Origin of the sequence: Bordetella saccharivorans, assembly GCF_045862855.1 — a bacterium.
Taxonomy (GTDB): Bacteria; Pseudomonadota; Gammaproteobacteria; order Burkholderiales; family Burkholderiaceae_B; genus Bordetella_A; species Bordetella_A petrii_F.
In genome coordinates, this window is sequence record NZ_BAAFZO010000001.1 from 51,326 (window position 1) to 76,538 (window position 25,213).

Genomic DNA, 25,213 nt, shown 5'->3' on the forward strand with positions numbered 1-25,213 from the left:
CAGGAGAGCCCCCGCATGCCCAGCGCGCCACCGCCGCCCGACCACCTGGCGGACATGCCCATGTATTGCCTGTACCAGGCCTGGTCGCAGGCCAGCCCGGTGTTCGTGCGCCTGTGCGAAGGGCGCTTCGGCATCACCCGCCGCGAATGGCGGCTGCTGGCCGCGACCGTCGAATACGGTCCCCTGACCTCGGCGGAACTGGCGGCCACCGCCCGCCTGGACCTGGTGCGCACCTCGCGGGCACTGGGCTCGCTCAGCGAGAAAGGCTGGGTCGCGCGCGTGCGCGATGCGCGCGACCGGCGCGTCGCCAACGTCATGGCCACCCCGGACGGCGAGGCGCTGTATCGCGCCATGCTGCCGGAAGTCGCCCGCTTGAATGAGCTGCTGATGGCCGACCTGTCGGCCGACGAAGCGCGCCAGTTGCTGCGCCTGCTGCAGATAGTGGCCGAGCGCGGGGCGCGCATGGCTACCGACAACGTGGTGGCCGACAAGGCCAGCCGCCGCCAGGGCGGCACGCGCCGCGCCGCGGCCCGGCGCGCCGGCCCCGCCGAGGACTAGGGCCCGCCCGCGCCGGGAGGGGGGCGGCACAGGCCTGTTGCCTTTGCGCGGCACCCGGCGAGCTTTGCGCAACGCCCGGGATCCTGCCTATAATCCCGTTCGGAATAGAAATCGTTATTATTCCAAGACAAGATACTTCTTCGATTGGGGATCCCCTTTGACAGTCCATACGCGAGCCCGCGTCGCCCGCCAGACGCCCGTATTCGCCCTGACCATGCTGGCCGCCTGCCTGGCCGCGTCCGCCGCCCGGGCCCAGCAGGCCGAGGCCGGCGACGCCGCCACCCTGCCGGCCGTGCAAGTGACCGGCAGCCAGGAAACCGCCACCGGCCCGGTGATCGGCTATGCCGCCCGGCGCAGCGCCACCGGCACCAAGACCGACACCTCGTTGCGCGAAACCCCGCAGGCCATTACGGTGATTCCGCGCGACCAGATCGTCGACCAGGGCGCCCAGAACGTGCAGGACGCCTTGAATTATGCGGCCGGCGTGCGTCCCAACGCCTATGGCGTGGACAACCGCGCCGACTACGTGCGCGTGCGCGGGGTCGAGCCGGTGCAGTACCTGGACGGCCTGCGCCAGTTCTTCAGCTATAACAATCCGCGCACCGACGTCTACGCACTGGAACGCATCGAGCTGCTGCGCGGCCCGTCGTCCATGCTGTATGGCCAGGGCAGCACGGGTGGCGTGCTGAACCTGGTCAGCAAGCGCCCGCAGCCCGAGGCACAGCGCGAAATCGGCGTGGTGCTGGGCAACCACAACCGCAAGGAAGTGCAGGCCGACCTGACCGGCCCGCTGACCGAAGACGGCGAATGGCTGTACCGCGTGGTGGCCGTGGCGCGCGACAGCGACACCCAGGTGCAGCACGCCAACGACGACCGCCTGATGCTGGCGCCGTCGTTGACCTGGCAGCCCAGCGCCGCCACCACGCTGACCCTGCAGGGCTATTTCCAGAAGGACAAGGCGGGCACCACCCAATCGTTCCTGCCGTGGAAAGGCACGGTGCTGGACAACCCCAACGGCCGCATCCCGACCCGTCGCTTCGTCAGCGAGCCGGGTTTCGACGCCTACGATACCGAGCAGTTCAGCGTGGGCTGGCTGTTCGAGCACAAGTTCAACGACCGCTGGACGGTGCGCCAGAACTTCCGCAATACCATCAGCAAGGTCGACTACAAATCGCTGTATCCGGATGTCTACTCGAACCCGGACAACCCGTTCATCGACCCCGAGCAAAGCACGCTGAACCGGATCTTCTACGTCACCAAGCCGCGCATGCGCACGCTGCTGGCCGACCAGCACCTGGAAGGCAAGCTGGACTGGGGCGCCACCGAGCACACCGTGCTGTTCGGCTTCGACTACAGCCGCTACCGCGAAACCGGGCAGACCGCCGGGGGCATGGGCAGCCCGCTGAACGTGTACAACCCCGTCTACGGCAACATCCCCGAATACGAGCTGACCGACACGCCCAAGACCAAGCAGCAGCAAATGGGCTTCTACGCGCAGGACCAGGTCCGCTATGGCAACTGGATCTTCGTGGCGGGTTTGCGCCACGACCGCGCCCGCAGCGACGTGGAAGGCAGCGACCGCGAAACCGACAACGCCACCACCAAGCGTTTCGGCCTGCTGTATGCCTTCGACAACGGCGTGTCGCCTTACCTGAGCTACAGCGAGTCGTTCACGCCCGTGGCCGGCACCGATTTCTACAACAATCGCTACAAGCCGATGCGCGGCAAACAGTGGGAAGCCGGCCTGAAGTACATGCCGCCCGAGCAGGACCTGCAAGTCACCGCGGCGGTGTACGACCTGCGCGAAAAGAATCGCCAGGTGCCGGACCCCGCCAACCCCAACAACCAGATCCAGGCCGGCAAGACCAAGACGCGCGGCGTGGAGCTGGAGTTCCGCGGCCGCGTGACCAAGCAGATGGATGTGATCGCCAACTACATCTACACCGACATCGACCCGGCCCTGGAAGGCGTGCCCAAGCACATGGCGTCGCTCTGGGGCAAGTACCGCTTCGCGGTGGCGGGCGTGTCCGGCTTCTCGGCCGGGGCCGGCGTGCGCTACCTGGGCGCCTTCACCACCGGCAGCGCGCCGGAAACGCCATCGGTGACGCTGTTCGACGCCATGCTGGCCTACGACAGCGGCTCCTGGCGCTACGCGCTGAACGTGAACAACATCGCCGACAAGAGCTATGAAGTCACCTGCCTGGAACGGGGCGACTGCTTCTATGGCCAGCGCCGCACCGTGACGCTGAGCGCGGCGTACCGGTTCTGAAGCGCAGTTCCTGGTGAAGGTGTCAGACACGCAAGGCGTCTGACACCGCCCTCCCCCTCGAACAGGTGTCAGACACCTTGCGTGTCTGACACCTCTCGCTCATTGATCAACGTCCCGCCGCCGCGCCCGGGCTGCCCACCATCCCCGCCGCGTCGTTCGCGGCGTCTTCCGGCGCGGCGTCCTCGATCTCGTTCAGGTCGAGGCCCTTGGTCTCGGGCAGCAGCAAGGCGGCCAGGATCACCATGCCGTAGCCAACGCCGGCCACGACCGCGATCGCCAGGCCGAGCCCCAGGCGGCCGGAGCTGAGCCAGCCGACCGTGAGCGGAAAGAACGAGCCGATCACGCGGCCGACGTTGTACGACACGCCGTAGCCGGTCGCGCGCACGCTGCTGGGATAGGACTCCGAGATCGTCGCGCCGATGCCCGAGAACATGCCCTGCATCAGGATGCCGAGCGGAAAGCCGAGGAACAGCATCGAGGTGTTGGAAATCGGGATCATCATGTAGCACAGCGCCATCGCCAGCGCGCCGACGGCGAACAGCACATAAGTGGCGCGCCGGCCCAGCCGGTCGGTGGCGTAGGCGCCCGCCACGTAGCCGAGGAAGGACCCCAGGATCATCACCACCAGGTAGGAACTGGTGCCGAACACTGACAGCCCGCGCTCGGTCTTCAGGTAGGTGGGCAGCCACGTCGCGATGGCATAGTAGCCGCCCAGCATGCCGCCCGACAGCAGGCTGCACAGCACGGTCTTGCCCAGCAGGGGCATCTTGAACACGCGCGCGAGGTTCTGCTTCGGCGGCACCGCCTGCGCCGTGGCGCGCGCCTTCACGTAGACTTCCGGTTCGACCAGGTTGCGGCGCAGGTAGATGACCACGAACGCCGGCAGCACGCCCAGGAAGAAGCAGGCGCGCCACGCGTATTCGGGCGGCAACACCGAGAACATCAGCGCGTACGCCAGCGCCGCCGCGCCCCAGCCGAACGAATAGCTGCTGGCGGTGAAGCCCGAATACTTGCCGCGATGCGCCGGGTTGCGGATCATCTCGGTCACCAGCACCATGCACAGCGACGATTCGCCGCCGAAACCGAGGCCCTGGATGATCCGGAACACCATCAACTGCTCGGGGCTGGTGGCCAGGCCGCACAGGAAGCAGGCGAACGCGAACACCACGATGGTCCAGCGCAGCACCCGCACGCGGCCGTAGCGGTCGGCCAGCATGCCGGCCACGATGGCGCCCACCAGCGACGACACCAGCGTATACGTGACGATGGCGCCAGCCTCGGACTTGCTCATGTCCCACTGCGCCAGCAGCGTGGAAATCAGGAACGAATAGATCATGAAGTCGAAGACGTCGACTGCATGCCCCAGGAAAGCGCCGTAGAACCCCTTGCGCTCCATGTGCGTCAGGTCTTTGAACCAGCTGAACATCGGTATTCCCCCTCAGTTTCTTGCGGCATGGACAATCGTGCGGGGCGGCCGGCCCCGCGGCGGTTCAAGCGACGCGCGCCGCGGCGGGCGGACGGTAGGCGTAGCCCCGCGCCTCCAGCCATTGCGCCACGCGCAGGGACGTCAGGTCATGCGCCCGGCTGGCGACGATCTGCACGCCCACCGGCAGGCCGGCGGGGTCGCGGCCGGCCGGCGCCACGGTGGAGGGCAGGCCGCACAGGCCGGAGTACCCGGCCCAGAACAACTGGGTGGTCATGGGCTGCGGCTGGCCGTTCACCGTCAACGTCCGCTGCCAGGGTTCGCCCGTCTCGTCGAGCGGGAAAGCGGCGGTGGCGGCGGCCGGGCACAGCAGCACGTCGTGGCGCTCGAAGAAGGCCTCCCAGGCGCGCGCGAAGCGTCGGCGCGCCCGGGCCAGTTGCAGCCAGGCGCGATGATCCAGGGCGGCGCCGCGGTACTGCAGCGCGGCGTAGCTGTCGTCGCGCGGGTCGACGGCCCTTGCGCGGGCCCGCAGGGCGGCATAGGCGGTGTCGTCCGCGTAGAGCGAGGTGGCGGCGCGCAGCATCAGCACGTAGGTGCGCCACAGTTCGGCCGCATCGATGTCCGGCACGGCATTCCAGGCCACCGAGGCGCCGGCGCGCTCCAGGTCGCGGCCCAGCGCCTCGAGGACGCCGGCCACGTCGCCATCGGCCGGGGCGAATGGATGGGTCGGCAGCACCGCGACGCGGCAATCGGCCAGGTGCGCCGGCCGCGGCGCGGGCAGTTGCGCCGCATCGTCGGCCAGCACGCGCAGGATGATTTCCAGGTCGCGCGCCGAGCGCGCCAGCGGGCCGGCCACGTTGATGTCGGGCGCGGGGTCGTCGCCGGCGATGCCATGGCCGGCGAGCGACACCAGGCCGTGCGTGCTCTTGTGCGAAAAAATGCCGCAATAGTGCGCGGGATTGCGCAGCGACGAGCCGATGTCCGACCCCACGTCGAACACGCTCATGCCAGTGCAGACCGCCGCCGCGCTGCCGCCCGAGGAGCCGCCCGGCGTGCGCGACAGGTCGTGGGGGTTGCGGGTGGTGCCGTGCAAGGCGTTATAGCTCTGCCAGTCGCGCAGGTGGCACGGCACGTTGGACTTGCCCACCAGGATGGCGCCGGCCCGCCGCAGGCGGGCCGTCACGGCCGCGTCGCGCGCCGCGATATTGCCGGCGTGCGCGGGGTCGCCGCAGGTGGTGGGCCAGCCCGCCACGTCGAACGACTCCTTGATCGAGAACGGAATGCCATGCAGCACGCCGGACTCGCGCCCGGCGCGGCGCTCGGCGTCCGACCGGCGGGCGGCCTGCCGCGCGGCATCGTAGTCGTGCAGCGGCAGCGCGTTGACCGCGGCATGGTCGCGCCGGAACGCGGCCTCGCAATGATCAACCAGGTCCAGCGCGCAGATCTCGCCGGCCCGCAGCGCCTCGCTCAGGCGCCACAGCGGCCAGTGGCAACACGACAAGCCATCCGGAGCCGCCTGCTCGGCGGCGTCGGCCAGGTATTCGACAGCCACGGGTTCCCTCCCTTGTTTTGTATACTATATACATAAAAACAAGGGAAATATACGGCTAAGAATGCCGGATTCGGGTAAATCCGTATACCAAATAGGGAGTGTGTACAGGCCATGGCCAAGCATGGCCCACGGCGGCGGCGCAGTCTTCGCGGCACCTCGGCATGCCAGGCGGCATGGCCGGCACGCGGCGGGCGGGCAAGGAGGCGCGCAGGCAAAGAAAAGGGCCTGCATATATGCATATGCAGGCCCTTCTTGAATATGGCGCGCCCGGCAGGATTCGAACCCACGACCCCTTGGTTCGTAGCCAAGTACTCTATCCAACTGAGCTACGGGCGCTGGTAAAGAGGCGAAATTATAACGGAGATTTCCTATTTGTCCAGCCTGGTTGCGGCGCCGCCCATTTGCGGGCTCAACGCCAGCCCGGCGGCCTTGGCCTTGCCGCGCTCGATATCCGGCAGCAGGAAGGCGACCAGGCCCAGCAGCGGCAGGTAGGCGCACACCTCGTACACATAGGCGATGCTGGTCATGTCGGCCAGCTTGCCCAGCGCCGCGGCGCCCAGCCCGCCCATGCCGAAGGCGAAGCCGAAGAACAGGCCGGCGATCATGCCCACCTTGCCCGGCACCAGCTCCTGCGCATATACCACGATGGCCGAAAAGGCCGAGGCCAGCACCACGCCGATCACCACCACCAGCACCCCGGTCCAGAACAGGTTGGCATGCGGCAGCATCAGGGTGAACGGCGCCACGCCCAGGATGGACACCCAGATCACGATCTTGCGCCCGATCCGGTCGCCCACCGGGCCGCCGGCCACCGTGCCGAAGGCCACCGCCGCCAGGAACAGGAACAGGTACAGCTGCGCCGAACGCACCGACAGGTCGAACTTGTCGATCAGGTAGAAAGTGAAATAGCTGTTCAGGCTGGCCAGGTAGAAGTACTTGGAGAAAATCAGCACGCCCAGGATCGCCAGCGCCCACAGCACCTTGCCGCGGCCCAGCACGTCGGCGTCGCCGGCCGCGCGGGCGCGCGGCTTGAGCAGCGCGCGGTTGGCGCCGTACCAGCGGCCGATGCCCACCAGGACGACCATGCCGAACAGCGCCGCCAGCGAGAACCAGGCCACGCTGGCCTGCCCGTGCGGGATGATGAACAGGGCCGCCAGCAAGGGGCCGAGGGCCGAGCCCACATTGCCGCCCACCTGGAACAGCGACTGCGCCAGGCCGTGCCGCCCGCCGGAGGCCATGCGCGCCACCCGCGACGATTCCGGGTGGAACACCGACGAGCCGGTCCCGACCAGCGCGGCCGCCACCAGCAGGTAGGGCAACGACGGCGCGAACGCCAGCAGCAGCAGCCCGACCAAAGTGAAGCCCATGCCCACCGGCAGCGAATACGTGGTGGGCCGCTTGTCGGTATAGAGGCCGATGCACGGCTGCAGCAGCGACGCGGCGATCTGGTAGGTGAGCGTGATCAGGCCGATCTGGGCGAAGCTGAGGTTGAACGAATCCTTCAGCATGGGATAGATGGCCAACAGGATCGACTGGATCATGTCGTTCATCATGTGCGCCACGCTGATGGCGCCCAATACCTTGAAGGCGGTCGACGGGGCAGGTGCCGGCGCGGACCCGGCGGCTGGCGGGGGTGTCATGGCTCTCCAGGATGCAAAAACGGCGGCGCCGCAAAAGGCGACGCGGCCGCGAACAAACAGTGTATAAAGTCCCGAATGCGCGGAAGTGCCAACTTTTGTCGCACAAATGACAACCCCATCCTCCGCCATGCCCCGCCGCCTCGCTCCGCCCCTGGACCCTACGCGCAGCCGCGTCGCCGACGACTACCAGCACGTGCCGCGCCTGGTCACGGCCATGGCCAAGGATTTCGTGCCCAGTGCCACCACTGGGCCGCACACCCACCCGCGCGGCCAGCTGATCTACGCCATCGAGGGCGTCATGCGCGTCAGCACGCCCGGCGGCTTCTGGACGCTGCCGCCGCTGCGCGCGCTGTGGGTGCCGCCGGATACCCTGCACGGCGTCCAGATGGTCGACAAGGTGCTGATGCGCACGCTCTACGTGCACGCCGAGGCGGCGCGTTTGCTATGGGACCGCTGCCAGGTAGTGGAGGTATCGCCGCTGCTGCGCGAGCTGGTGCTGGCGCTGGCGGCCGAGCCCATCGAATACGACCTCGACGGCCGCGGCGGCCAGATCGCCGCGCTGCTGCTGACCGAGCTGCGCGCCGCGCCGGTCATCCCCATCCAGATCCCCTGGCCGCAGGATCGCCGCCTGCAGACGGTCTGCCGGGCGATCCTGGCACAGCCCAGCCTGACGCGCACCGTGCACGACTGGGGCGACGAAGTGGGCGCCAGCGGCCGCACGCTGATCCGGCTGTTCCAGGCCGAGCTGGGCCTGAACTACCGGCAATGGGTGCAGCAGGTGCGGCTGGCCGACGCGCTGCGCCGCCTGGCGCTGGGCCAGCCGGTGGCGCGGGTGGCAGCCGAGCTGGGCTACCGCAGCTCGAGCGCGTTCAGCGCCATGTTCCGCCGCGCTCTGGGTGCGCCGCCGCAGCACTACCTGCGCAACGAATGACGCGGCATTCCCGCGCCTTGCCCGGGCCCGGGGGCCGGGCGCCGCCGCCTGTGCATATCTATATATTTGAATATCTAGATTTATAGATCTATAATTCGAAGAAACCCGATATAAACCCAGGCTCGCACATGGACCTCGATCTCATCATCAAGGCGCTCGCCAACCCGGTGCGCCGCGACATCCTGCAATGGCTCAAGGAACCCGAACGGCATTTCGCCGACCAGGAACACCCGCTCGAACTCGGCGTGTGCGCCGGGCAATTCGAGCGCTGCGGCCTGTCGCAGTCCACCATGTCGACGCACCTGGCCACCTTGCAGCGCGCCGGACTGGTCACGACGCGCCGCGTCGGCCAATGGATCTTCTACAAGCGCAACGAGGACACCATCGCGGCGTTCCTGCGCGCGCTCGACCAGGAACTCTGAGGTCCGGTCCCGCCCTCCTTCACTTTCACCTGAACCGACATCACCATGCCCACCCTCTTCGATCCCATCGCCGCCGGCGACCTGCAATTGGCCAACCGCGTCGTCATGGCGCCGCTGACCCGCAACCGCGCACCCGGCGCCGTGCCCACCGAAATGATGGCCACCTACTACGCGCAACGCGCCAGCGCCGGCCTGATCATCACGGAAGCCACCGCCATCTCGCACCAGGGCCAGGGCTACGCCCAGGTGCCCGGCCTTTATTCGGCCGAGCAACTGGCCGGCTGGAAGCGCGTGGTCGACGCCGTGCACGCGGCGGGCGGCAAGATCGTCGTGCAGTTGTGGCACGTCGGCCGCATTTCGCACACGACGCTGCAGCCGGGCAATGGCGCGCCGGTCGCGCCTTCGGCCATCCGCGCCAACGCCAAGACCTACCTGGTGCACGACGACGGCACCGGCGAGTTCGTCGCCACCTCCGAACCGCGCGCGCTGCGCCTGGACGAACTGCCCGGCATCGTCGAAGACTACCGCCGGGCCGCCCGCGCCGCCATCGAGATCGGTTTCGACGGCGTCGAAGTGCATGCCGCCAACGGTTATCTGCTCGACCAGTTCCTGCGCTCGGGCAGCAACCAGCGCACCGACGCGTACGGCGGCGGCATCGAGAACCGCGCGCGCCTGCTGCTGGAAGTGATGGACGCCATCACCGGCGAAATCGGCGCGGGCCGCACCGGCATCCGCCTTTCGCCCGTCACGCCGGCCAACGACGCCAGCGACCCCCGGCCGCAGCCGCTGTTCGACTATGTCGTGCGCAAGCTGGGCGCCTATGGGCTGGCCTATGTGCATGTCATCGAGGGCGCCACCGGCGGCCCGCGCGATTTCCAGCAGGGCGAACAGCCGTTCGATTACGCCGCGCTGCGCCAGGCGTATGAGGCGGCAGGCGGCAAGGGCGCATGGATGGCCAACAACGACTACGATCCGCAACTGGCCGAAAGCGCCGTCGAATCGGGCCGCGCCGATCTGGTCGCCTTCGGCAAGCCGTTCATCGCCAATCCGGACCTGGTGCGGCGGCTGCGCGAGCGGGCGCCGCTGAACACGCCCGACAAGGCCACCTTCTACGGCGGCGGCGCGCAAGGCTATATCGACTATCCGGCGCTGGCCTGAGCCAGCCGGGCGACGGCCGCCTCGGGCGCCGGCGCGCGCCGTCCGCGGCGCGGCCACGGCCTGGCCATATAGTTGCTAAAATCAACGATATCGGCAAGAATGGCGGCCTGTCTTTTCATCCGGCCCGACGCCATGCTCCAGACCCGCCTGACCCGCCTGCTCGGCATCCGCTACCCCATCATCCAGGGCGGCATGAGCTGGGCTTCTTCCAACGCCGCGCTGGCGCTGGCCGTATCGCGCGCCGGCGGCCTGGGCACCATCGCCGCGGGGCCCATGTACCCGCACGACCTGCTGGCGGCCATCCAGGCGGTGCGGGCCGGCACGGAGGCGCCCTTCGCGGTCAACATCCCGCTGTACAACAAACGCGCGCAAGAGCACATGGACATCGCCGTGTCCGAGCGCGTGCCGGTCATTATTGCTTCGCAGGGCGGGCCGCAAAAACACCTGAGGCGCGCGCGCGAGGCCGGCATCAAGTGGCTGCAGGTGGCCGCCAGCCCGGCCCACGCGCACAAGGCGCAGGCGGCCGGCGTGGACGCGGTGATCGCGGTGGGGCTGGAGGCCGGCGGCCACCCCGGCCCCGATGAAATCGGCACGCTGGTGCTGGCGCGCGCCGTGGCCCGCGCCGTCGAGATCCCATTCGCGGTGGCCGGCGGCATCGCCGACGGCGCCGGCATCGCGGCGGCGCTCTGCCTGGGCGCCGACGGCGCGCAACTGGGCACGCGCTTCCTGCTCACGCCCGAGTCGGGCCTGCATGCGGCCTACAAACAGGCGGTGCTGGCCGCCGGGGTGGCCGACACCGCCCTGGTGGGGCGCGGCCGCTCGCCGGTGCGCATGCTGCGCAACGCCTTCGCGCGCGAGTATGCGGCGGCCGAACGCGGCGGCGCGTCCGACGCCGAACTCGATGCCTTGTTCGGCGGCAGCACGCTGAAGCAATCGGCCAAAGATGGCGACGTGGACGGCGGCAAGGTCGAAGCCGGCCAGAGCGCCGGACTGATCGACGCGCTGTGCCCGGCAGGCGAGGTGATGGCGGCGCTGGTGCGCGAAACCCGCCAGGCGCTGGCGCGCGGCGGCGAGCTGCTGGCGGCCTGAGCGCGGCGGGCCGGCGCACCGCCGGCCCGTGGGCGCGCCGCCCTGCCCTGCTACTGCTTGACCAGGCCGGCGCCGCGCACCAGGCCGGCCAGCACCTGCTGGTCGCGGCGCACGAAGGCAGTCGTCTCGGCGGGTGTCATGCTCCACAGCTCCACGCCTTGCGAGCCCATCAGCTTGCGATAGTCCGCGTCCTGGTTCACCGCGTTCACCGCCTGGTTGAGCCGCTCGACGACGGCGTCGGGCGTGCCGCCTGGCGCGGCCAGGCTGTACCAGGAAGCCGACTCGGCGTCGCGGATGCCGGCCTCGGCCAGCGTCGGCACGTCGGGCAGCAGGGGCGACCGTTCCTTGGCGGCATAGGCCAGCGCCACCAGCCGGCCGTCCTTGATGAACGGCAGGCTGGCGGCCAGGTTCAACACCGCCATGTCGACTTGCCCGCCCACCAGGTCGTTGATGGCGGGCGCCGCGCCCTTGTAGGGAATGTGCATCAGCTCGATGCCGGCCTGTTGGCGGAACAATTCGGCTCCCAGGTGCGGCGAACTGCCGGGCCCGGCCGATCCATAGTTGAGCTGGCCCGGCTCCTTGCGCGCCAGCGCGATCAACTCGCCCACCGACTTCACCCCCAGCTTGGGATGCACCACCAGCATATTGGGCTGGTTGCCCACGATGCCGATGAAGCGGAAATCCTTGACCCCGTCATACGGCGTGTGCTGCATCAACGGCGTGACGATATGGGCGGCGGCCGTGCCCAGCAGCAGCGTATAGCCGTCCGGCGCGGCGCGCGCCACCGCGCTGGCGCCGATCGACGCGCCGCCGCCGCCCTTGTTCTCGACCACCACGGGCTGGCCCAGCTGCTTTTCCAGCTCGCGCGCCAGCGCACGGCCGAGGGTATCGGCCGGGCCGCCGGCGGCATAGGGGTTGACCAGCGTGATGGGCTTGGCCGGATACGGCTGCGCGGCCGCGGCGGCGGCGCACACGGCGGCGCCGAGCGCGCCGGCGATGAGGTTCCTGATGAGTCGCATGGCATTGTCTCCTGGTGATGGCTTGTTTTCTGCTTGCCGCTAGATGGCGCCCTGCTCGCGCAGGGCGGCGATGGCCTGGTCGTCCAGCCCGAGGCGCTCGGCCAGCACCTGCCGCGTGTGCTCGCCCAGCAGTGGCGGACGCCCGAGGCCGGGATCGTCGTAGCCGTCGAACTTGAAAGGCACCGGCACCGCGCCGAAGCGCCCCAGTTGCGGGTGCTCGTATTCGCGCACCATGCCGCGCGCCCGCACATGCGGGTCGGCCATGATCTCGTCGACCGACAGGATCGGGCCGGCGGGCACCCCGGCGGCATCGCAGCGTGCGCACAACTCGTCGCGGTCCAGCGTGGCGATGGCGGCGGCCAGGCCACGCATGACCTCGTCGCGCCGCGCCACGCGCTCGGCGTTGCGCGCCAGCGCCGCATCGTCGCGCCAGGCCGAAAGGCCCAGCAGCTCGCACAGCGGCTTCCAATGCTGGTCGCTGCCGGTGATCTGCACCCACTTGCCGTCACGGCATGCGAAGGCCGCCGAGGGCACGCGGCCGGGGTGCTCGGTGCCCAGGCGCGGCGGCACCTCGCCCAAGGCGAAGTAGCGGGCGGCGGCCAGCGACAGCAGGCCGACCTGGCCGTCCAGCATGGAAAAATCCAGGTGGCAGCCCCGCCCGCTGCGTTCGCGCCCGGTCAGCGCCGCCAGGATGCCGATCGCCACCCACAGCCCGGATGTCAGGTCGGCCACCGGCAGGCCCGGCTTGACCGGCCCGCCGCCGCGCTCGCCGGTCAGGCTCATGATGCCGCCCATCGCCTGGAAGACCGTGTCGTAGCCCTTGCGGCCCGCATAGGGGCCGGTCATGCCGAAGCCCGTGCACGAGCAGTACACCAGGTCCGGGTTGCCGGGCGCGATGTGGTCGCGGTCCAGGCCGTACTTGGCCAGCGTGCCGACCGGGAAATTCTCCACCACCACGTCGGCCTGCTCCGCCAGCCGGCGGACCAGGGCCTGGCCCTCGGGGTGGCGGAAGTTCACCGTGATCGACTGCTTGCTGCGGTTGAACGCCAGGTAATAGGCCGACTCGGCGCCGCCCGGTCCCTGCACGCGCGGTTCGAAGCTGCGCGTCTCGTCGCCGCCGTCGGGCTGCTCGACCTTGATCACGGTCGCGCCCAGCTCGGCCAGGATCATCGAGGCGAACGGGCACGCCAGCACGCGCGAGAGGTCCAGGATGGTGATGCCGTCGAGCGGTCTCATTGCCCGCCCCCGCCGCCGAAACTGCGCATGATGGTGTTGGCGTCGCGCCCCACCGCCAACGCTTCGGCCAGCGCCAGATCGGCGGCGCGGTGGAAGGAGCGCTTGGTCAGCTTCATGGCGGCCGGCTCCCAGCCGGCCATGCGGCGCGCCAGTTCGAGCGCCGCGTCCAGCACCTGGCCGGCCGGCGCCACGCGGTTGGCCAGCCCGAGCGCCAGGGCGCGCGCGCCGTCGATCGGCTCGGCCAGCGCCACCAGCTCGAAGGCCTGCTTGCGCCCGAGCTGGCGGACCAGGTTGGCCATGACCACGGCGGCCACGATGCCGTGCCGCAGTTCCGGGTAGCCGAAGCGCACGTCGTCGGCCATCACCGCCAGGTCGCAGGCCAGCGCCAGCCCGGCGCCGCCGCCCAGCGCATTGCCGTGCACCGCCGACACCACCGGCTTGCCGATGCGCGAGAACGCCAGGTGCAGCTCGGTGGTCAGCTCGGCGCGCCGGGCGACGGCGTCGGCATGTTCGGCGGTCAGGCCGGCGAACTCTTTCGTGTCGGCCCCCGCGCAGAACGATCTGCCGTTGCCGGCCAGCACCACCGCGCGTACGCCGGCGCTGCGGTCGGCCTCGTACAGGCCGTCCAGCAGGGCCTGGGTCAGCGCCGAATTCAAGGCATTGTGCTTGTCCGGGCGGTTCATGCGCAGGATGCGCACGCTGTCACGGTCTTCGATCAACAGTTCGTCCATGTCGGTTCCTCGTCGTGGCGCCCGCGACCGGGCGCAAATAATTGTGTAAATCAACTATATGGCCGCGCCGGCGCCCGGCCGGCGCGCATGGTCTAGCGTGGGCCGGCGCTACGGCCGCGCCGTGTCGGGATCTCGGCCCGTGCGTCGTGGAACATTTCCAGCGCGCGCGCGGTGAGCTTGTCCAGGGCGCGCTCCAGCACGTCGCGCTCGGTCGCGGTCAGCACCTGCAACAGCGACTCATTGCGCTCGACCGCCGCCGGGAACATTTCCTGGTACAGGCGCCGGCCGGCGGCGGTCAGGTCCAGGCTGATGCCGCGCCCGTCTTCCGCATCGGCGCTGCGGCGTATCAGTTTCTTGTCGATCAGCTCGGCCACGGTGCGGCTGGCCTGGCTCTTGTCGATGTTGGACTCGCGCGCCAGCGCGTTCAGCGACATGGGCGCCGCCGCGCCCAGCAAGGCCACGATGCGCCATTCGCGCGGGCCCACGCCGTAGCGGCTTTCGTTGAGCCCCGCGGCAATGCGGCTGGAGACATGCGCCAGGCGGTTCAGCCGGTAGGAGAACAGGTCTTTCAGCACGGCCGGCGCGGCGCGCGCGGCGGTAGCGGTCTTGCGTACGGTACGAGTGGCCATGGTGTCAGGATCCGGGCAGGAAAGGCGCGCGCCCCGCGGGCCGCGCGCAAACGGGCACATGATAAACAACCACGGCGGGCCGGCTCATGCGGCGCCCGCGCCAGCCGCCGCGGATGCGCCGATCAGCGGGTTCAACCCGCTGGCGGCGACGCGGCTGTGCAGCGGACGTCCCAGCGTGTCCTCGCACAGCCGCGACACCGCCGGCAGCGCCGCCAGGTCCAGCCCGGTGCGCACGCCCATGGATTCGAACAGGCTGACCAGGTCTTCGGTGGCGACGTTGCCGGTATGGCCGCCGCCGTACTTGACCTTGTCCGGGTGCCCGCCGACGCCGCCGAAGGCGCAGTCGAAATAGCGCACGCCCGCCTCCAGTGCGGCAACATAATTGGCCAGCCCGGTGCCGCGCGTATCGTGGAAATGCGCCACCAGAACCAGGTCCGGGAATTCCTGCCGCAGCCGTCGGTACAGCGCGCGCACGGCCGGCGGCGCGGCCATGCCGGTCGTGTCGCCCAGCGTCACGGCGTCCACGCCCAGCTCGGCGAAACGCCGCGCGTCATCCAGCACCCGGGCGGCATCGACCGCGCCTTCGAATGGGCAGCCGAACGCCACCGAAATCGTGCCCACCAGGCGGAAGCGCCGCGCCGCGCAGCTGGCCATCGCGGCGATGTTGTCCCACTGGTCCTGGCGGGATCGCTTGAGATTGCGCAGCGAATGCGACTCGCTGGCCGACACCAGCAGGCTGATCTCGTTGGCGCCCTGCCCGGCGTCGAGGTCGCGCAGGGCCCGCTCCACCGCCCGCACATTGGCGCAGGTGGCCTTGTACCAGACGCCCGCGCGCCGCTGCAGCGTGGCCAGCACGTCGCTGGCATCGGCGAATTGCGGCACGACGCGGGGATTGGAATACGAGGTGGCCTCGACCCGCTCGAAACCGAGCGCGGCGAAGCGCTCGATGAGGTCGACTTTCACCGGAGTGGCGATGAACCGGGATTCGTGCTGCAGGCCGTCGCGCGCGAAGCACTCGCACAGGATCACGTCGCGCGTCATGACTGCCGCTCCAGGCCGAAGCGCTGCAGCGCGTAGTCGCGCAGCTTGTTCTTCTGCACCTTCGAACTGCCCGTCATGCCGATGTGCTCGAAAGATTCCACCACGTCCAGGTAGCGCGGCACCTTGTAGTTGGCGCAACGCTGCCGGCACCAGTCGATCAGCGCCTCGGGCGGCGCGGCGCGCCCCTCCTTGAGCAGCACGAAGGCGGCCGGCACCTCGCCGAGGCGCGCGTCGGGCACGCCGACCACCTGCGCCAGGCGCACCGCCGGATGCGCGTGCAGCACTTCCTCGACCTCGAGCGGCGCGACGTTCTCGCCGCCCACGCGGAACATGTCCTTCAGGCGGCCGACCATGCGCAGCCGGCCCTCGGCGTCCATCTCGCCCAGGTCGCCGGTGCTGAGCCAGCCGTCCGGGCCGAGCGCCCGCGCGGTCGCTTCCGGCATGTTGTAGTAGCCCTTCATGACGCTCCAGCCCCTGACCTGGATCTCGCCGCGCGCGCCGGCCGGCAGCGGCGCGCCGCCGGCATCGACCACCCGCACCTGCATGCCCGGATGCGGCCGGGCCCACCCCATGGCCCGCAGCGCGAAATCGTCGTCGTGGGCCGACATGATGACGTTGGGCGAGGCCTCCGACTGGCCATAGGCATTGCAGATGGAGGGCACGCCCATCACGTCGCGGATCTTCTGCATGACCTCGGGGCCGGCGGCCGCCCAGCCGCCGCGCAGGTGCAGGCGCCGCGGGTCGAAATCGGGGTGGCCCATCAGCATGAGGAAGATGGTGTCGTTGCCCGAAGTCAGCGTGCAACGCTCCTCGTCGAGGATGCGCAGCGCCTGCGCCACGTCGAAGCGCGGCAGGGTCAGCAGGCAGCAGCCGGTGACCAGGCTCACCAGTATCGATAGCGTGGTGCCGGCCACATGGAAATACGGCCGGATGCTGAAATAGCGATCCTGCGCCGTGACGCCCATGCGCTGCGCGGCGGCCCAGGCATTGGTCAGCATGTTGGCGTGGGTCAGCATCACGCCCTTGGGAAACGAGGTGGTGCCCGAGGTGTACTGGATCAGCAGCACGTCGTCGGGCGCCGTCGCCTCGGCGCGCCGGTCCAGCTCGGACGCCGCCACCGCCGTGCCGGCCTGGAGGAACGCCTGGTAGCCGGTCGTGCCGGCCGGCACGTCGGCGCCGACCACCACCACCTGGCGCAGCAGCGGCAGTTCCCGGCCCGGCAGCGCGCTGTCCACGGCCGGCTCGACCTGGCGCAGCAGGTCGATGAAATCGATGCCCAGGAACTGATCGGCCATGACCAGCAGGCGGATGTCCGCCTGTTTCAGGCAGAAGCGCAGCTCTTCGCTCTTGAAGCGGGTATTGACCGGCACCGTCACCGCCCCCAGGCTGGCGCAGGCGTAGAAGACCTGGATCCACAGGGCGCTGTTGCCCAGCATGACGCCGACATGGTCGCCATGGCACACGCCGCCGGCATGCAGGGCCGCCGCGATGGCGCGCGCGCCGTCGGCCAGCTCCCGCCAGCGATAGCGGCCGTCCGGCCCCACGAAGGCTTCCTGAGCGCCGCGCTCGGCCACGGTGAGCGCCAGGCGGCGTGCCAGCGTCGTCGGTTCAGCGAGCATCGGCCGCCTCCTGGGCGCCGAAGCCGGCCAGCGCGCCCTGCCAATCGGTGCCGCGCAGATTCTCGTCGATGGCCAGCAATTCGACCGCCATGGCCCCTTCGCGGGTGGTGGCCAGGCCCTGGTCGACGCTGCACTTGGTCAGCCGCACCGTCAGGGGCGTGGCGCGCGCGATCGCCGCGGCCATCTCGGCGGCGCGGCCGGGCAGGTCGGCGGCCGGATAGACATGGTTGACCAGGCCGATCTCGCGCGCCTCGCCCGCATCGAACTTGCGGCCGGTGAACAGCAGTTCCTTGGCCATGCGCCGGCCCACCGCCCGGGGCAGGCGCTGGGTCGCGCCGACGGTGCCCCAGCCGACCTCGGGATAGCAGAACTGCGTGCCTTCGGCGGCCAGGATGAAGTCGCAGGCGGCGGCGATTTCGCAGCCCGAGCCGAAGGCGGCGCCATGCACCGCGGCGATGGCCGGCTGCGGCAGCCGCTCGATGGCGGCATAGGCGGCGAAGCCCGCCACGCGGCGCGCCGTCATGTCCTGGTCGGTCATGGTCTTGCGTTCCTTCAGGTCGGCGCCGGCGCAGAACACCGGGCCGGCGCCGCGCACCACCACCGCGCGCACGCGCTCGTCGCCGGCCAGGGCCGCGCACGCGGCCACCAGTTCGTGGCACATGCGCAAGCTCAGCGCATTGCGGCTGTCGGGCCGGTTCAGGGTCAAGGTCGCGACATGCGCGGCGATGTCCAGCGTGAGAGTTTCATACGTGGCGCTCATTCAGGCTCCTGCATAGATGGGATCGCTGGCTGGAACTATACGGCAATTAGTTGATTAAATCTACTATATTGGCATGGCCGCGCGGCGCCAACATGTTGTATAAATCAACTTATATAGTTGCTTATATCAATTAAATAAGCCTGCCCGACCGCCACCGCCGGAGACGCCATGAGACTGCTGCGCCGAATTGCCCTCGCCTTCTGCATCCAGGCCGCCACCGCGCCCCTAGCGGCGGCGCAGGCCTATCCGGACCGGCCGGTGCGGCTGGTGGTGGGTTTCTCGCCCGGCGGCGGCAGCGACCTGGTGGCGCGCATCCTGGCCAAGGCGCTGGGCAAGGCGCTGGGGCAAGCGGTCGTCGTGGAAAACCGCCCGGGCGCGGGCGGCATGATCGCCACCCGCGCCGTGGCCGCGGAAAAGCCGGACGGCTACACCCTGCTGCTGGGCAGCGCGGCGGCCTTCGTCATCAATCCGTACCTGCGCGACGATGTCGGCTACGACCCGGTCCGCGATTTCACGCCGGTCGGCGCGGTATCGCGCTTCGATTATGTCCTGCTGGGGCGCCCGGGCCTGCCCGCCGCCACGCTGGCGGACCTGATCGCCCATGCCCGGGCGCGCCCCGGCGCGCTGACCATCGGTTCGGCCGGCGTGGGCTCCAACACGCACCTGGTGGCGCTGGCGTTCCTGGCGCGCAGCGGCATCGAACTGCGCCATGTGCCGTACAAGGGCACCGCCGGGGCGCTGAATGACCTGCTGGGCGGCAATATCGACCTGCTGTTCGATTCGGTGCCCACCGTCATGCAGCAGGTCAAGGCGCGCGCGGCCGTCAGCTTCGGCACGACGGGCGCCGCGCGCGAAGCGACGCTGCCGGCCGTGCCCACCTTCGCCGAGGCCGGCATGGCCGGGTTCGAGGCCAGCAACTGGTTCGCCGTGTTCGGCCCGCGCGGCCTCGACCCTGCCGTCGTCGAGCGGCTGAACGCCGGCATGGCGCGCGCGCTGCGCGATCCGGAACTGCTGGCCAGCTTCGAGCAAAGCGGCAATATCGCCCTGGGCGGCTCGCCAGCCGACCTGGCGGCCCTGGTCGCCCGGGAAACCCGGCAATACAAGACCCTGATCGACGCCACCGGCGTCCGTCTCGACTGACGCACCCCATGCATACCGCCACCGACCCGGCCGCCGGCCTGCCGCTCGCCGGCTGCCGCATCCTCGACCTGACCTCGGCCGTCGTCGGCCCGTACGCCACGCAGGTGCTGGCCGACTACGGCGCCGAAGTCATCAAGCTGGAACAGCCCTCCGGCGACATCATCCGCTGGATCTCGGGCCGCTCGCCCACGCCCGGCATGTCGGGCAAGTTCATGCACATGAACCGCAACAAGCGCAGCATCGCGCTCGACCTGAAGACCGACGCGGGGCGCCAGGCGGCGCTGCGGCTGGCGGGCAGCTGCGACGTGTTCGTGCACAACATGCGCTCCGCGGCCATCGGCAAGCTCGGCCTGGCCTTCGGCGAGCTGCGCGCCGCCAGGCCGGACATCGTCTATTGCAACATCGTCGGTTTCGGTTCCGCCGGCCCGTATGCCGACCGCCCGGCCTACGACTCCATCCTGCAAGGCGGCACCGGCCTGGCCAGCCTGTTCGCGGCCACGCACGGCGAGCCGCGCTATGTGCCGTATGTCGTGGTGGACCGCAGCGCCGCGCTGATGGTCGCCAATGCCATCCTGGTCGCCCTGCTGGCCCAGGGGCGGGCGCGCCAGGCGCGCGAGATCGAAGTGCCCATGTTCGAAAGCTACGCGGCCCTGTTGCTCAGCGAGCACCTGTACGGCGCGACCTTCGAGCCGCCCATCGGCGGCAGCGGCGACCGGCGCCTGCTCGACCCCAACGCCCGGCCGGTCAAGACCCGCGACGGCCATATCTGCATCACCACCAACACCGATGCCCAGGTGATGGCCTTGTTCGACGCCATGGGCCGTCCGGACCTGAAGGCCGACCCGCGCTTCCGCACCGCCGTCGAGCGCATCGACCACATCGCCGAGTTCTTCCAGATCCGCGCCGACGCGATCGGCCGGCGCGACACCGCGCACTGGCAGCGGGTGCTGGCCGAGCACGACATCCCGGCCATGCCCTGCCACACCATCGACAGCCTGCTCGACGATCCGCACATCGGCGCCGTGGGACTGGTCGAGCGCGTCCACCACCCCACCCAGGGCATGGTGAAGAACCTGCGGGTGCCGGTGGCGATGACCGGCTACGCGCCCTCGCTGCGCCACCATGCCCCGCTGATCGGCGAGCAGACCCGCGAGATCCTGCGCGAAATCGGCTATGACGACGGGCGCATCCAGGCCATGCTGGAGCGCGGCGAGGCGTGCCAGCCGGCCGGCTGACCCGCCACTATGCCGCGGCGCGCCGCAACGTTATAGTGGCCTGGACAGTCGCGCCAGCCGCCATCGCGGCCGGGCGGCCGCTCATGATCACACCACGCGGGAGGTGTCACCATGTCTCATCGATTCCTGGCTGGCGGCCTGCTGGCCGCCGCCAGCCTGCTCATGCCCGGCGCCTGGGCGCATCACGGCTGGTCGTGGGCCGATGCCGAGCAGATCCAGTTGCAAGGCACCGTGAAGAAAGTGCAGATCGCGCCGCCCCACCCCTGGCTGGACGTGCAGACCGACGACGGCCTGTGGCGGGTCGAGCTGGGCAACCCGGCGCAAACCCGGCGCTCCGGCTTCGCCGAAGGCTCGGCCAAGGAAGGCGACAACATCGTCGCCACCGGCAACCGGGCCCAGGATCACGCCGAGAAGCGCATGAAGGCAGTCCAGATCACCGTGGGCGGCAAGACCTACGACATCTACCCCGACCGCATCAAGAAGTAGGCAGCCATGGCGCTGGAATGGCTGTCCGCCCTGCCCCACGCCACCCTGCTGCGCCAGTCGGACACCGCCTACCTGCTGGTCAATGCGGCGCATATCGGCGCCATCGGCCTGCTGTTCGGCGCCATCGCGGCGCTGGACCTGCGCCTGCTCGGCGCGGCGCGGGCCGTGCCGCTAGCCGCCGCCGGCCCGTACCTGGCGCGCCTGGCGGCGGGCGGGCTGTTGCTGGCGCTACTGAGCGGCCTGTGGCTGTTCTCGGTGCAGCCCGGCGAATATCTCGGCAACCGCGCCTTCCTTGCCAAGCTGGGGCTGGTGGCCCTGGGCGTCGCGAATGCCGCATGGCTGCATGCCGGCCCCTACTGGCGCCGGACGCTGGCGGGCGGCCCGGTGCCGGGCGGCGCGCGGCTGCATGCCGCGCTATCGCTGGGCCTATGGACCGGCGCCATCGTGGCGGGCCGCTGGATCGGGTTCCTGTAGCGCCGTCACGCCAGCGCGCCCAGGGCGTCCCGCAACGCGCGCGCGCCCGGCGCCGGCAGGGCGGCCTCGAGTTCGGCGTGCGTGGCGCGCCAGATCGGCAACGCCGCCACCAGCACTGCGTGGCCGCGCGCCGTCAACGCCAGGCGGCGGCCGCGCCGGTCGTCCGGATCGACGGCGACCTGCACCAGGCCGTCGCGCTCGAGCGGCTTGAGCGCCGCCGTCAGGGTCGTGCGGTCCATGGCCAGCAGGCGCGCCACCGGCGCCAGCGCCGGCGGGCGCGGCTGGTTCAGGGCCATCAACAGCGAGAACTGGCCGTTGGTCAGCCCCACCGGCCGCAGCGCGTCGTCGAAGCGCCGCGCCAGCGCGCGCGCGGCGCGCTGCACATGCAGGCACAGGCAGGTATCGCGCACTTCGAGCGTGGTTTCGAGCGGAATTTTCTTTGACATGCCGGCATTATTATGTTGATATCAACTCTAGTCAAACCGGCTGCACCACTCAGGCGGCGGCCCGCCGTCCCAACCCTCCAGGGAGATCGCGATGATGAAGTACGTAGAAGGTTTTGTCGCGGCCGTGCCGGCCGCCAACAAAGAGGCCTATATCAAGCACGCCACCGAAGCGGCGCCGTTGTTCAAGGAGTTCGGCGTGACCCGCATGGTCGAATGCTGGGGCGACGACGTGCCGGACGGCAAGGTCACGGACTTCCGCGGCGCGGTCAAGGCCAAGGACGACGAGGTCGTGGTGTTCTCGTGGTTCGAGTATCCGTCCAAGGAAACGCGCGACGCGGCCATCGAGAAAATGATGACCGATCCGCGCATGAAAGCCATGGGCGAAAGCATGCCGTTCGACGGCAAGCGCATGATCTTCGGCGGCTTCGTGCCCGTCGTCGACGTCTGATGCGCGCGCCGCCCATGGAGCAGGTCGAATCCCCCCTCGAAGGCGGCTGCGCCTGCGGACACGTGCGCTACCGGCTGACCGCCGCTCCCGTCGCGGTACACGCCTGCCATTGCCGCTATTGCCAGCGCATGGGCGGGTCGGGCTACGGCTGGAACGCCATGCTGGAAACCCGCCATGTCGAATCCATCGGCAGCGCCCGGCCTATCGCCGTGCACACGCCCTCGACCCGGCCCGAGGGGCAGGTAGTCATGCGCTGCCCGGATTGCCTGGTGGCCCTGTGGACTCACCACCCGCTGCTGGGCCCCAACATGGCGATGGTGCTGGTGGGCACGCTGGACCAGCCCGAACGCCTGCCGCCCACTGTGCACTGCTTCACCGCCACCCGGCAATCGTGGGTGCGCATCGCCGACGACGTGCCCGCCTACGAGGGCGACTACGATCCGGATGTGGTGTGGGGCCCGCACGGCCAGGCGCGCGTCGCGGCGGCCCTGGCCGGCTGAGCGTCCTGGCGCGACCACCGGGCGCGGCGACGCGGCCGGCGGCGCGCCCGGTGGCCGTGTGCGGGAAATCTCTTATTGCCGCCCGCCGCAGCGCATCCCTATCATGCGGCAACGGTCGACTTTGACCGCCCCGCCGACGGCGAGCCATCCAGGCCCCCGGCGCCCGCAGCAATGATTGCTGCTTGAAAACTCCTTTCTGGCTATGAAAGCCCCCGATATGCGCGCATCGCGCGGTCGGGGGCTTTTTGTTTTTTCACTGGCGCGTTCCGGTATCGAGGAGATCGCATGCAACACCCCGCCCCGCCCCTTCCGCCCGCCGCCGAAATGCGGGTGGCCTGCGTGCAGATGGCCCCGCTGATGGGCGACGTCGCCGCCAACGTGGCCCGATCCGTCGCCCTGGCCGAACAGGCTGCCGCCCGGGGCGCGCGGCTGGTGGTGCTGCCGGAGCTGGCCAACACGGGCTACATGTTCGGCAGCCGGGAAGAAGCCTTTGCGCTGGCCGAGCCGGTGCCCGCGGGGCCGACCTCGTGCGCCTGGATCGCGCTGGCGCGGCGCCTGGGCATCTACCTGGTTGCCGGCATCGCCGAACGCGACGGCAACCGGCTCTACAACTCGGCACTGGTGGCGGGCCCGCAAGGTTATGTCGGCACGTACCGCAAGCTGCACCTGTGGGGCGACGAGAACCTGTACTTCGAGCCGGGCGACCTGGGCCTGCCCGTCTTCCATACCGAGCTGGGCCGCGTCGGCGTGGCGATCTGCTACGACGGCTGGTTTCCCGAAGTCTACCGGCTGCTGGCGATGCGCGGCGCGGACATCGTGGCCGTGCCCACGAACTGGGTGCCCATGCCGGGCCAGACGCCCGAGGGGCCCGCCATGGCGCATGCGCTGGCCATTGCCGGCGCGCACAGCAATGGCCTGACCGTGGCCTGCGCCGACCGCGTGGGCACCGAGCGCGGACAGCCCTTCGTCGGCCGCAGCCTGATCGTCGGCGCGCAGGGCTGGACAGTCGCGGGGCCGGCCAGCGCGGATCAAGAGGAAATCCTGATCGCCGCCGTCGACCTGAAGGCGACGCGCCGCGCGCGCCAGCTCAACACTTTCAACCACGTGCTGCGCGACCGCCGGCACGACGTCTACGACGAAATGCTGGGCGCCGGACAGGCGACGCACTGAACGGCCAGCCATTGCGACCCCCAAGGAGAAAACCATGAAAATCCGGTATCGCAGCCTCTTCCTTCGCCTGTCGGCGCTGGCCATGCTGGGCATGGCAGCAAGCGGCCAGGCCGCAGAACCCGTGCGCATCGGCGTGGCGGTGGGCCTGTCCGGCGCCAATAGCGTGGTGGCGCCGGCCGTGGTGCAGTCATCGCAGCTGGCCATCGAGCAGATCAATGCCGCCGGCGGCATACTCGGCCGCCAGGTAGTGCTGGAGATCGCCGACGACGCCTCTTCGGCGGTGGGCGCGCAGAAAGCCTATGACACGCTGGTATTCCAGAAGAAGGTCGACGCCATCATCGCCATGGAGACCAGCGCGGCGCGCAACGCGGCGTTGCCCATCATCAATCGCGGCAAAGTGCCGTACATCTATACCTCCTTCTATGAAGGCCGCTCGTGCAACCGCTGGATGCACGTCAACGGCTGGGTGCCGGAACAGCAGGTGGCGCCCATCGTCGACCATTTCACGCAGGAGCGCGGCGCCAAGACATTCTTCCTGGTGGGCAGCGACTATGCCTTCGGCCGCGGCATGCTGAAATTCACCCGCGAGTACATCGAGAAACAGGGCGGCAAGGTCGTGGGCGAGGAGTACCTGCCGATCGACGGCACCGACTGGACGCCGATCGTCTCCAAGATCCGCTCCGCGCAGCCCGATGCGCTGATCAGTTCCACCGCGGGCGGCAGCCCCAACGTGGGCCTGGCCAAGCAGATCCGCGCCGCGGGCCTGTCCATGCTGTACGGCAATCTGGCCATTGACGAAGGCACCGCCAAGACCATGGGCGATACCGCGGTAGGCATGTACATGTCGGCTTCCTACCTGACCGGTATCGACAACGAGCAGAACCGCAAATTCCTGGCTGCCCTGAAGACAAAGTTCGGCGACCAGGCCAAGACCGCCAACGACCTGTCGGAGCCCCAGTACGAGGCATTCTTCCTGTACAAGGCGGCGGTCGAGCAAGCCGGCGGCACTGACCCCCAGAAGGTGGTGGCGGCGCTCGGCCAAGTGTCGTTCGACGGGCCGCGCGGCGTGGTGAAAATGGACCGCCAACGCCACGCGGCCCTGACCATGCGGCTGGGCCAGGTACAGCCGGACCATTCGATCAAGATCCTGCAGACCTTCGACAACGTGGATCCGGGCCAGCAGTGCCCCAACCTGAAGTAGGCATGCGCCGGCCGCCCGCGCGCCGGGCGGCCGCCG

General features: G+C 69.7%; 25 protein-coding genes and 1 tRNA gene. 14 read left to right on the forward strand and 12 right to left on the reverse strand.

Annotation, left to right across the window (positions count from 1 at the left end; translation table 11 throughout):
• The first annotated feature begins 15 nt into the window (after positions 1–15).
• Complete coding sequence (locus ACKTT0_RS00225) at positions 16–558, forward strand: MarR family winged helix-turn-helix transcriptional regulator (protein WP_407847151.1); 543 nt, start codon at positions 16–18, stop codon at positions 556–558.
• Between the two features lie 214 nt (positions 559–772).
• Entirely contained in the window at positions 773–2,827 is a 2,055-nt protein-coding gene (locus ACKTT0_RS00230) for a TonB-dependent siderophore receptor (protein ID WP_407852353.1), read from the forward strand.
• A gap of 106 nt (positions 2,828–2,933) precedes the next feature.
• Here the strand turns inward: ACKTT0_RS00230 and ACKTT0_RS00235 are convergent, their stop codons facing one another.
• From ACKTT0_RS00235 to ACKTT0_RS00250, 4 genes are all read right to left on the reverse strand, one after another.
• Positions 2,934–4,253: an MFS transporter gene (locus ACKTT0_RS00235; RefSeq protein ID WP_407847152.1), complete on the reverse strand. Its 1,320-nt coding sequence runs from the start codon at positions 4,251–4,253 to the stop codon at positions 2,934–2,936.
• A gap of 64 nt (positions 4,254–4,317) precedes the next feature.
• Positions 4,318–5,787, reverse strand: a complete 1,470-nt coding sequence (locus ACKTT0_RS00240) for an amidase (protein ID WP_407852354.1) — start codon at positions 5,785–5,787, stop codon at positions 4,318–4,320.
• A 274-nt stretch (positions 5,788–6,061) separates the two neighbouring features.
• Positions 6,062–6,138, reverse strand: a tRNA-Arg gene (locus ACKTT0_RS00245).
• Positions 6,139–6,170: 32 nt separating this feature from the next.
• Complete coding sequence (locus ACKTT0_RS00250) at positions 6,171–7,442, reverse strand: MFS transporter (protein WP_407847154.1); 1,272 nt, start codon at positions 7,440–7,442, stop codon at positions 6,171–6,173.
• Between the two features lie 127 nt (positions 7,443–7,569).
• Here ACKTT0_RS00250 and ACKTT0_RS00255 point away from each other — a divergent pair, with 127 nt between their 5' ends.
• From ACKTT0_RS00255 to ACKTT0_RS00270, 4 genes are all read left to right on the forward strand, one after another.
• On the forward strand, positions 7,570–8,373 hold the full coding sequence (locus ACKTT0_RS00255; protein WP_407847156.1) for an AraC family transcriptional regulator: 804 nt from the start codon (positions 7,570–7,572) through the stop codon (positions 8,371–8,373).
• Positions 8,374–8,501: 128 nt separating this feature from the next.
• Positions 8,502–8,795 carry an ArsR/SmtB family transcription factor gene (locus ACKTT0_RS00260; protein ID WP_407847158.1) on the forward strand — a complete coding sequence of 98 codons (294 nt, stop codon included), beginning with the start codon at positions 8,502–8,504 and terminating at the stop codon, positions 8,793–8,795.
• A gap of 45 nt (positions 8,796–8,840) precedes the next feature.
• A complete protein-coding gene (locus ACKTT0_RS00265) occupies positions 8,841–9,953 on the forward strand; it encodes an alkene reductase (protein ID WP_407847160.1) in 1,113 nt (370 codons plus the stop codon).
• Between the two features lie 132 nt (positions 9,954–10,085).
• A complete protein-coding gene (locus ACKTT0_RS00270; RefSeq protein ID WP_407847162.1) occupies positions 10,086–11,042 on the forward strand; it encodes an NAD(P)H-dependent flavin oxidoreductase in 957 nt (318 codons plus the stop codon).
• 50 nt (positions 11,043–11,092) lie between these two features.
• Here the strand turns inward: ACKTT0_RS00270 and ACKTT0_RS00275 are convergent, their stop codons facing one another.
• From ACKTT0_RS00275 to ACKTT0_RS00305, 7 genes are all read right to left on the reverse strand, one after another.
• Entirely contained in the window at positions 11,093–12,061 is a 969-nt protein-coding gene (locus tag ACKTT0_RS00275) for a tripartite tricarboxylate transporter substrate binding protein (protein WP_407847164.1), read from the reverse strand.
• 39 nt (positions 12,062–12,100) lie between these two features.
• Positions 12,101–13,297 carry a CaiB/BaiF CoA transferase family protein gene (locus tag ACKTT0_RS00280; protein WP_407847166.1) on the reverse strand — a complete coding sequence of 399 codons (1,197 nt, stop codon included), beginning with the start codon at positions 13,295–13,297 and terminating at the stop codon, positions 12,101–12,103.
• Positions 13,294–14,028: an enoyl-CoA hydratase/isomerase family protein gene (locus tag ACKTT0_RS00285; protein WP_407847168.1), complete on the reverse strand. Its 735-nt coding sequence runs from the start codon at positions 14,026–14,028 to the stop codon at positions 13,294–13,296. The genes ACKTT0_RS00280 and ACKTT0_RS00285 overlap by 4 nt, the downstream gene beginning before the upstream one ends.
• Before the next feature lie 92 nt (positions 14,029–14,120).
• Entirely contained in the window at positions 14,121–14,657 is a 537-nt protein-coding gene (locus tag ACKTT0_RS00290) for a MarR family winged helix-turn-helix transcriptional regulator (RefSeq protein ID WP_407847170.1), read from the reverse strand.
• An 84-nt stretch (positions 14,658–14,741) separates the two neighbouring features.
• Positions 14,742–15,698, reverse strand: a complete 957-nt coding sequence (locus ACKTT0_RS00295) for a hydroxymethylglutaryl-CoA lyase (RefSeq protein ID WP_407847171.1) — start codon at positions 15,696–15,698, stop codon at positions 14,742–14,744.
• Positions 15,695–17,317: an AMP-binding protein gene (locus ACKTT0_RS00300; protein WP_407847173.1), complete on the reverse strand. Its 1,623-nt coding sequence runs from the start codon at positions 17,315–17,317 to the stop codon at positions 15,695–15,697. The genes ACKTT0_RS00295 and ACKTT0_RS00300 overlap by 4 nt, the downstream gene beginning before the upstream one ends.
• Positions 17,307–18,077 carry an enoyl-CoA hydratase/isomerase family protein gene (locus ACKTT0_RS00305; protein ID WP_407847175.1) on the reverse strand — a complete coding sequence of 257 codons (771 nt, stop codon included), beginning with the start codon at positions 18,075–18,077 and terminating at the stop codon, positions 17,307–17,309. Before ACKTT0_RS00305 ends, ACKTT0_RS00300 begins: the two co-directional genes overlap by 11 nt.
• Positions 18,078–18,245: 168 nt before the next feature.
• On the opposite strand from ACKTT0_RS00305, the gene ACKTT0_RS00310 reads away from it, so the two are divergent.
• The 4 genes from ACKTT0_RS00310 (at position 18,246) to ACKTT0_RS00325 (ending at position 21,412) form a co-directional block, all read left to right on the forward strand.
• Complete coding sequence (locus ACKTT0_RS00310) at positions 18,246–19,217, forward strand: Bug family tripartite tricarboxylate transporter substrate binding protein (RefSeq protein WP_407847176.1); 972 nt, start codon at positions 18,246–18,248, stop codon at positions 19,215–19,217.
• An 8-nt stretch (positions 19,218–19,225) separates the two neighbouring features.
• On the forward strand, positions 19,226–20,452 hold the full coding sequence (locus tag ACKTT0_RS00315; RefSeq protein ID WP_407847177.1) for a CaiB/BaiF CoA transferase family protein: 1,227 nt from the start codon (positions 19,226–19,228) through the stop codon (positions 20,450–20,452).
• Positions 20,453–20,563: 111 nt separating this feature from the next.
• Positions 20,564–20,938: a DUF6152 family protein gene (locus ACKTT0_RS00320; protein ID WP_407847178.1), complete on the forward strand. Its 375-nt coding sequence runs from the start codon at positions 20,564–20,566 to the stop codon at positions 20,936–20,938.
• Between the two features lie 6 nt (positions 20,939–20,944).
• Positions 20,945–21,412 (forward strand): DUF2214 domain-containing protein, encoded by a 468-nt coding sequence (locus ACKTT0_RS00325; protein WP_407847179.1) that lies wholly within the window; start codon positions 20,945–20,947, stop codon positions 21,410–21,412.
• Between the two features lie 5 nt (positions 21,413–21,417).
• Here the strand turns inward: ACKTT0_RS00325 and ACKTT0_RS00330 are convergent, their stop codons facing one another.
• A complete protein-coding gene (locus tag ACKTT0_RS00330) occupies positions 21,418–21,858 on the reverse strand; it encodes a MarR family winged helix-turn-helix transcriptional regulator (RefSeq protein ID WP_407847181.1) in 441 nt (146 codons plus the stop codon).
• 94 nt (positions 21,859–21,952) lie between these two features.
• Here ACKTT0_RS00330 and ACKTT0_RS00335 point away from each other — a divergent pair, with 94 nt between their 5' ends.
• The 4 genes from ACKTT0_RS00335 (at position 21,953) to ACKTT0_RS00350 (ending at position 25,177) form a co-directional block, all read left to right on the forward strand.
• Positions 21,953–22,306, forward strand: coding sequence for a DUF1428 domain-containing protein (locus tag ACKTT0_RS00335; protein WP_407852355.1), 354 nt, complete (start codon positions 21,953–21,955; stop codon positions 22,304–22,306).
• Positions 22,306–22,806: a GFA family protein gene (locus ACKTT0_RS00340; RefSeq protein WP_407847182.1), complete on the forward strand. Its 501-nt coding sequence runs from the start codon at positions 22,306–22,308 to the stop codon at positions 22,804–22,806. Before ACKTT0_RS00335 ends, ACKTT0_RS00340 begins: the two co-directional genes overlap by 1 nt.
• 285 nt (positions 22,807–23,091) lie before the next feature.
• A complete protein-coding gene (locus ACKTT0_RS00345; RefSeq protein ID WP_407847184.1) occupies positions 23,092–23,976 on the forward strand; it encodes a nitrilase family protein in 885 nt (294 codons plus the stop codon).
• 34 nt (positions 23,977–24,010) lie between these two features.
• On the forward strand, positions 24,011–25,177 hold the full coding sequence (locus tag ACKTT0_RS00350; RefSeq protein ID WP_407847186.1) for a substrate-binding protein: 1,167 nt from the start codon (positions 24,011–24,013) through the stop codon (positions 25,175–25,177).
• Positions 25,178–25,213: the final 36 nt, after the last annotated feature.

Coding starts and splice junctions, on each gene's coding strand:
- ACKTT0_RS00280 (WP_407847166.1), bottom strand. CDS start 13,297: ATGAGACCGCTCGACGGCATCACCATCCTGGACCTCTCGCGCGTGCTG.
- ACKTT0_RS00325 (WP_407847179.1), top strand. CDS start 20,945: ATGGCGCTGGAATGGCTGTCCGCCCTGCCCCACGCCACCCTGCTGCGC.
- ACKTT0_RS00345 (WP_407847184.1), top strand. CDS start 23,092: ATGCAACACCCCGCCCCGCCCCTTCCGCCCGCCGCCGAAATGCGGGTG.
- ACKTT0_RS00335 (WP_407852355.1), top strand. CDS start 21,953: ATGAAGTACGTAGAAGGTTTTGTCGCGGCCGTGCCGGCCGCCAACAAA.
- ACKTT0_RS00265 (WP_407847160.1), top strand. CDS start 8,841: ATGCCCACCCTCTTCGATCCCATCGCCGCCGGCGACCTGCAATTGGCC.
- ACKTT0_RS00260 (WP_407847158.1), top strand. CDS start 8,502: ATGGACCTCGATCTCATCATCAAGGCGCTCGCCAACCCGGTGCGCCGC.
- ACKTT0_RS00255 (WP_407847156.1), top strand. CDS start 7,570: ATGCCCCGCCGCCTCGCTCCGCCCCTGGACCCTACGCGCAGCCGCGTC.
- ACKTT0_RS00285 (WP_407847168.1), bottom strand. CDS start 14,028: ATGGACGAACTGTTGATCGAAGACCGTGACAGCGTGCGCATCCTGCGC.
- ACKTT0_RS00290 (WP_407847170.1), bottom strand. CDS start 14,657: ATGGCCACTCGTACCGTACGCAAGACCGCTACCGCCGCGCGCGCCGCG.
- ACKTT0_RS00330 (WP_407847181.1), bottom strand. CDS start 21,858: ATGTCAAAGAAAATTCCGCTCGAAACCACGCTCGAAGTGCGCGATACC.
- ACKTT0_RS00250 (WP_407847154.1), bottom strand. CDS start 7,442: ATGACACCCCCGCCAGCCGCCGGGTCCGCGCCGGCACCTGCCCCGTCG.
- ACKTT0_RS00225 (WP_407847151.1), top strand. CDS start 16: ATGCCCAGCGCGCCACCGCCGCCCGACCACCTGGCGGACATGCCCATG.
- ACKTT0_RS00230 (WP_407852353.1), top strand. CDS start 773: ATGCTGGCCGCCTGCCTGGCCGCGTCCGCCGCCCGGGCCCAGCAGGCC.
- ACKTT0_RS00340 (WP_407847182.1), top strand. CDS start 22,306: ATGCGCGCGCCGCCCATGGAGCAGGTCGAATCCCCCCTCGAAGGCGGC.
- ACKTT0_RS00270 (WP_407847162.1), top strand. CDS start 10,086: ATGCTCCAGACCCGCCTGACCCGCCTGCTCGGCATCCGCTACCCCATC.
- ACKTT0_RS00350 (WP_407847186.1), top strand. CDS start 24,011: ATGAAAATCCGGTATCGCAGCCTCTTCCTTCGCCTGTCGGCGCTGGCC.
- ACKTT0_RS00310 (WP_407847176.1), top strand. CDS start 18,246: ATGAGACTGCTGCGCCGAATTGCCCTCGCCTTCTGCATCCAGGCCGCC.
- ACKTT0_RS00295 (WP_407847171.1), bottom strand. CDS start 15,698: ATGACGCGCGACGTGATCCTGTGCGAGTGCTTCGCGCGCGACGGCCTG.
- ACKTT0_RS00305 (WP_407847175.1), bottom strand. CDS start 18,077: ATGAGCGCCACGTATGAAACTCTCACGCTGGACATCGCCGCGCATGTC.
- ACKTT0_RS00235 (WP_407847152.1), bottom strand. CDS start 4,253: ATGTTCAGCTGGTTCAAAGACCTGACGCACATGGAGCGCAAGGGGTTC.
- ACKTT0_RS00300 (WP_407847173.1), bottom strand. CDS start 17,317: ATGCTCGCTGAACCGACGACGCTGGCACGCCGCCTGGCGCTCACCGTG.
- ACKTT0_RS00315 (WP_407847177.1), top strand. CDS start 19,226: ATGCATACCGCCACCGACCCGGCCGCCGGCCTGCCGCTCGCCGGCTGC.
- ACKTT0_RS00275 (WP_407847164.1), bottom strand. CDS start 12,061: ATGCGACTCATCAGGAACCTCATCGCCGGCGCGCTCGGCGCCGCCGTG.
- ACKTT0_RS00320 (WP_407847178.1), top strand. CDS start 20,564: ATGTCTCATCGATTCCTGGCTGGCGGCCTGCTGGCCGCCGCCAGCCTG.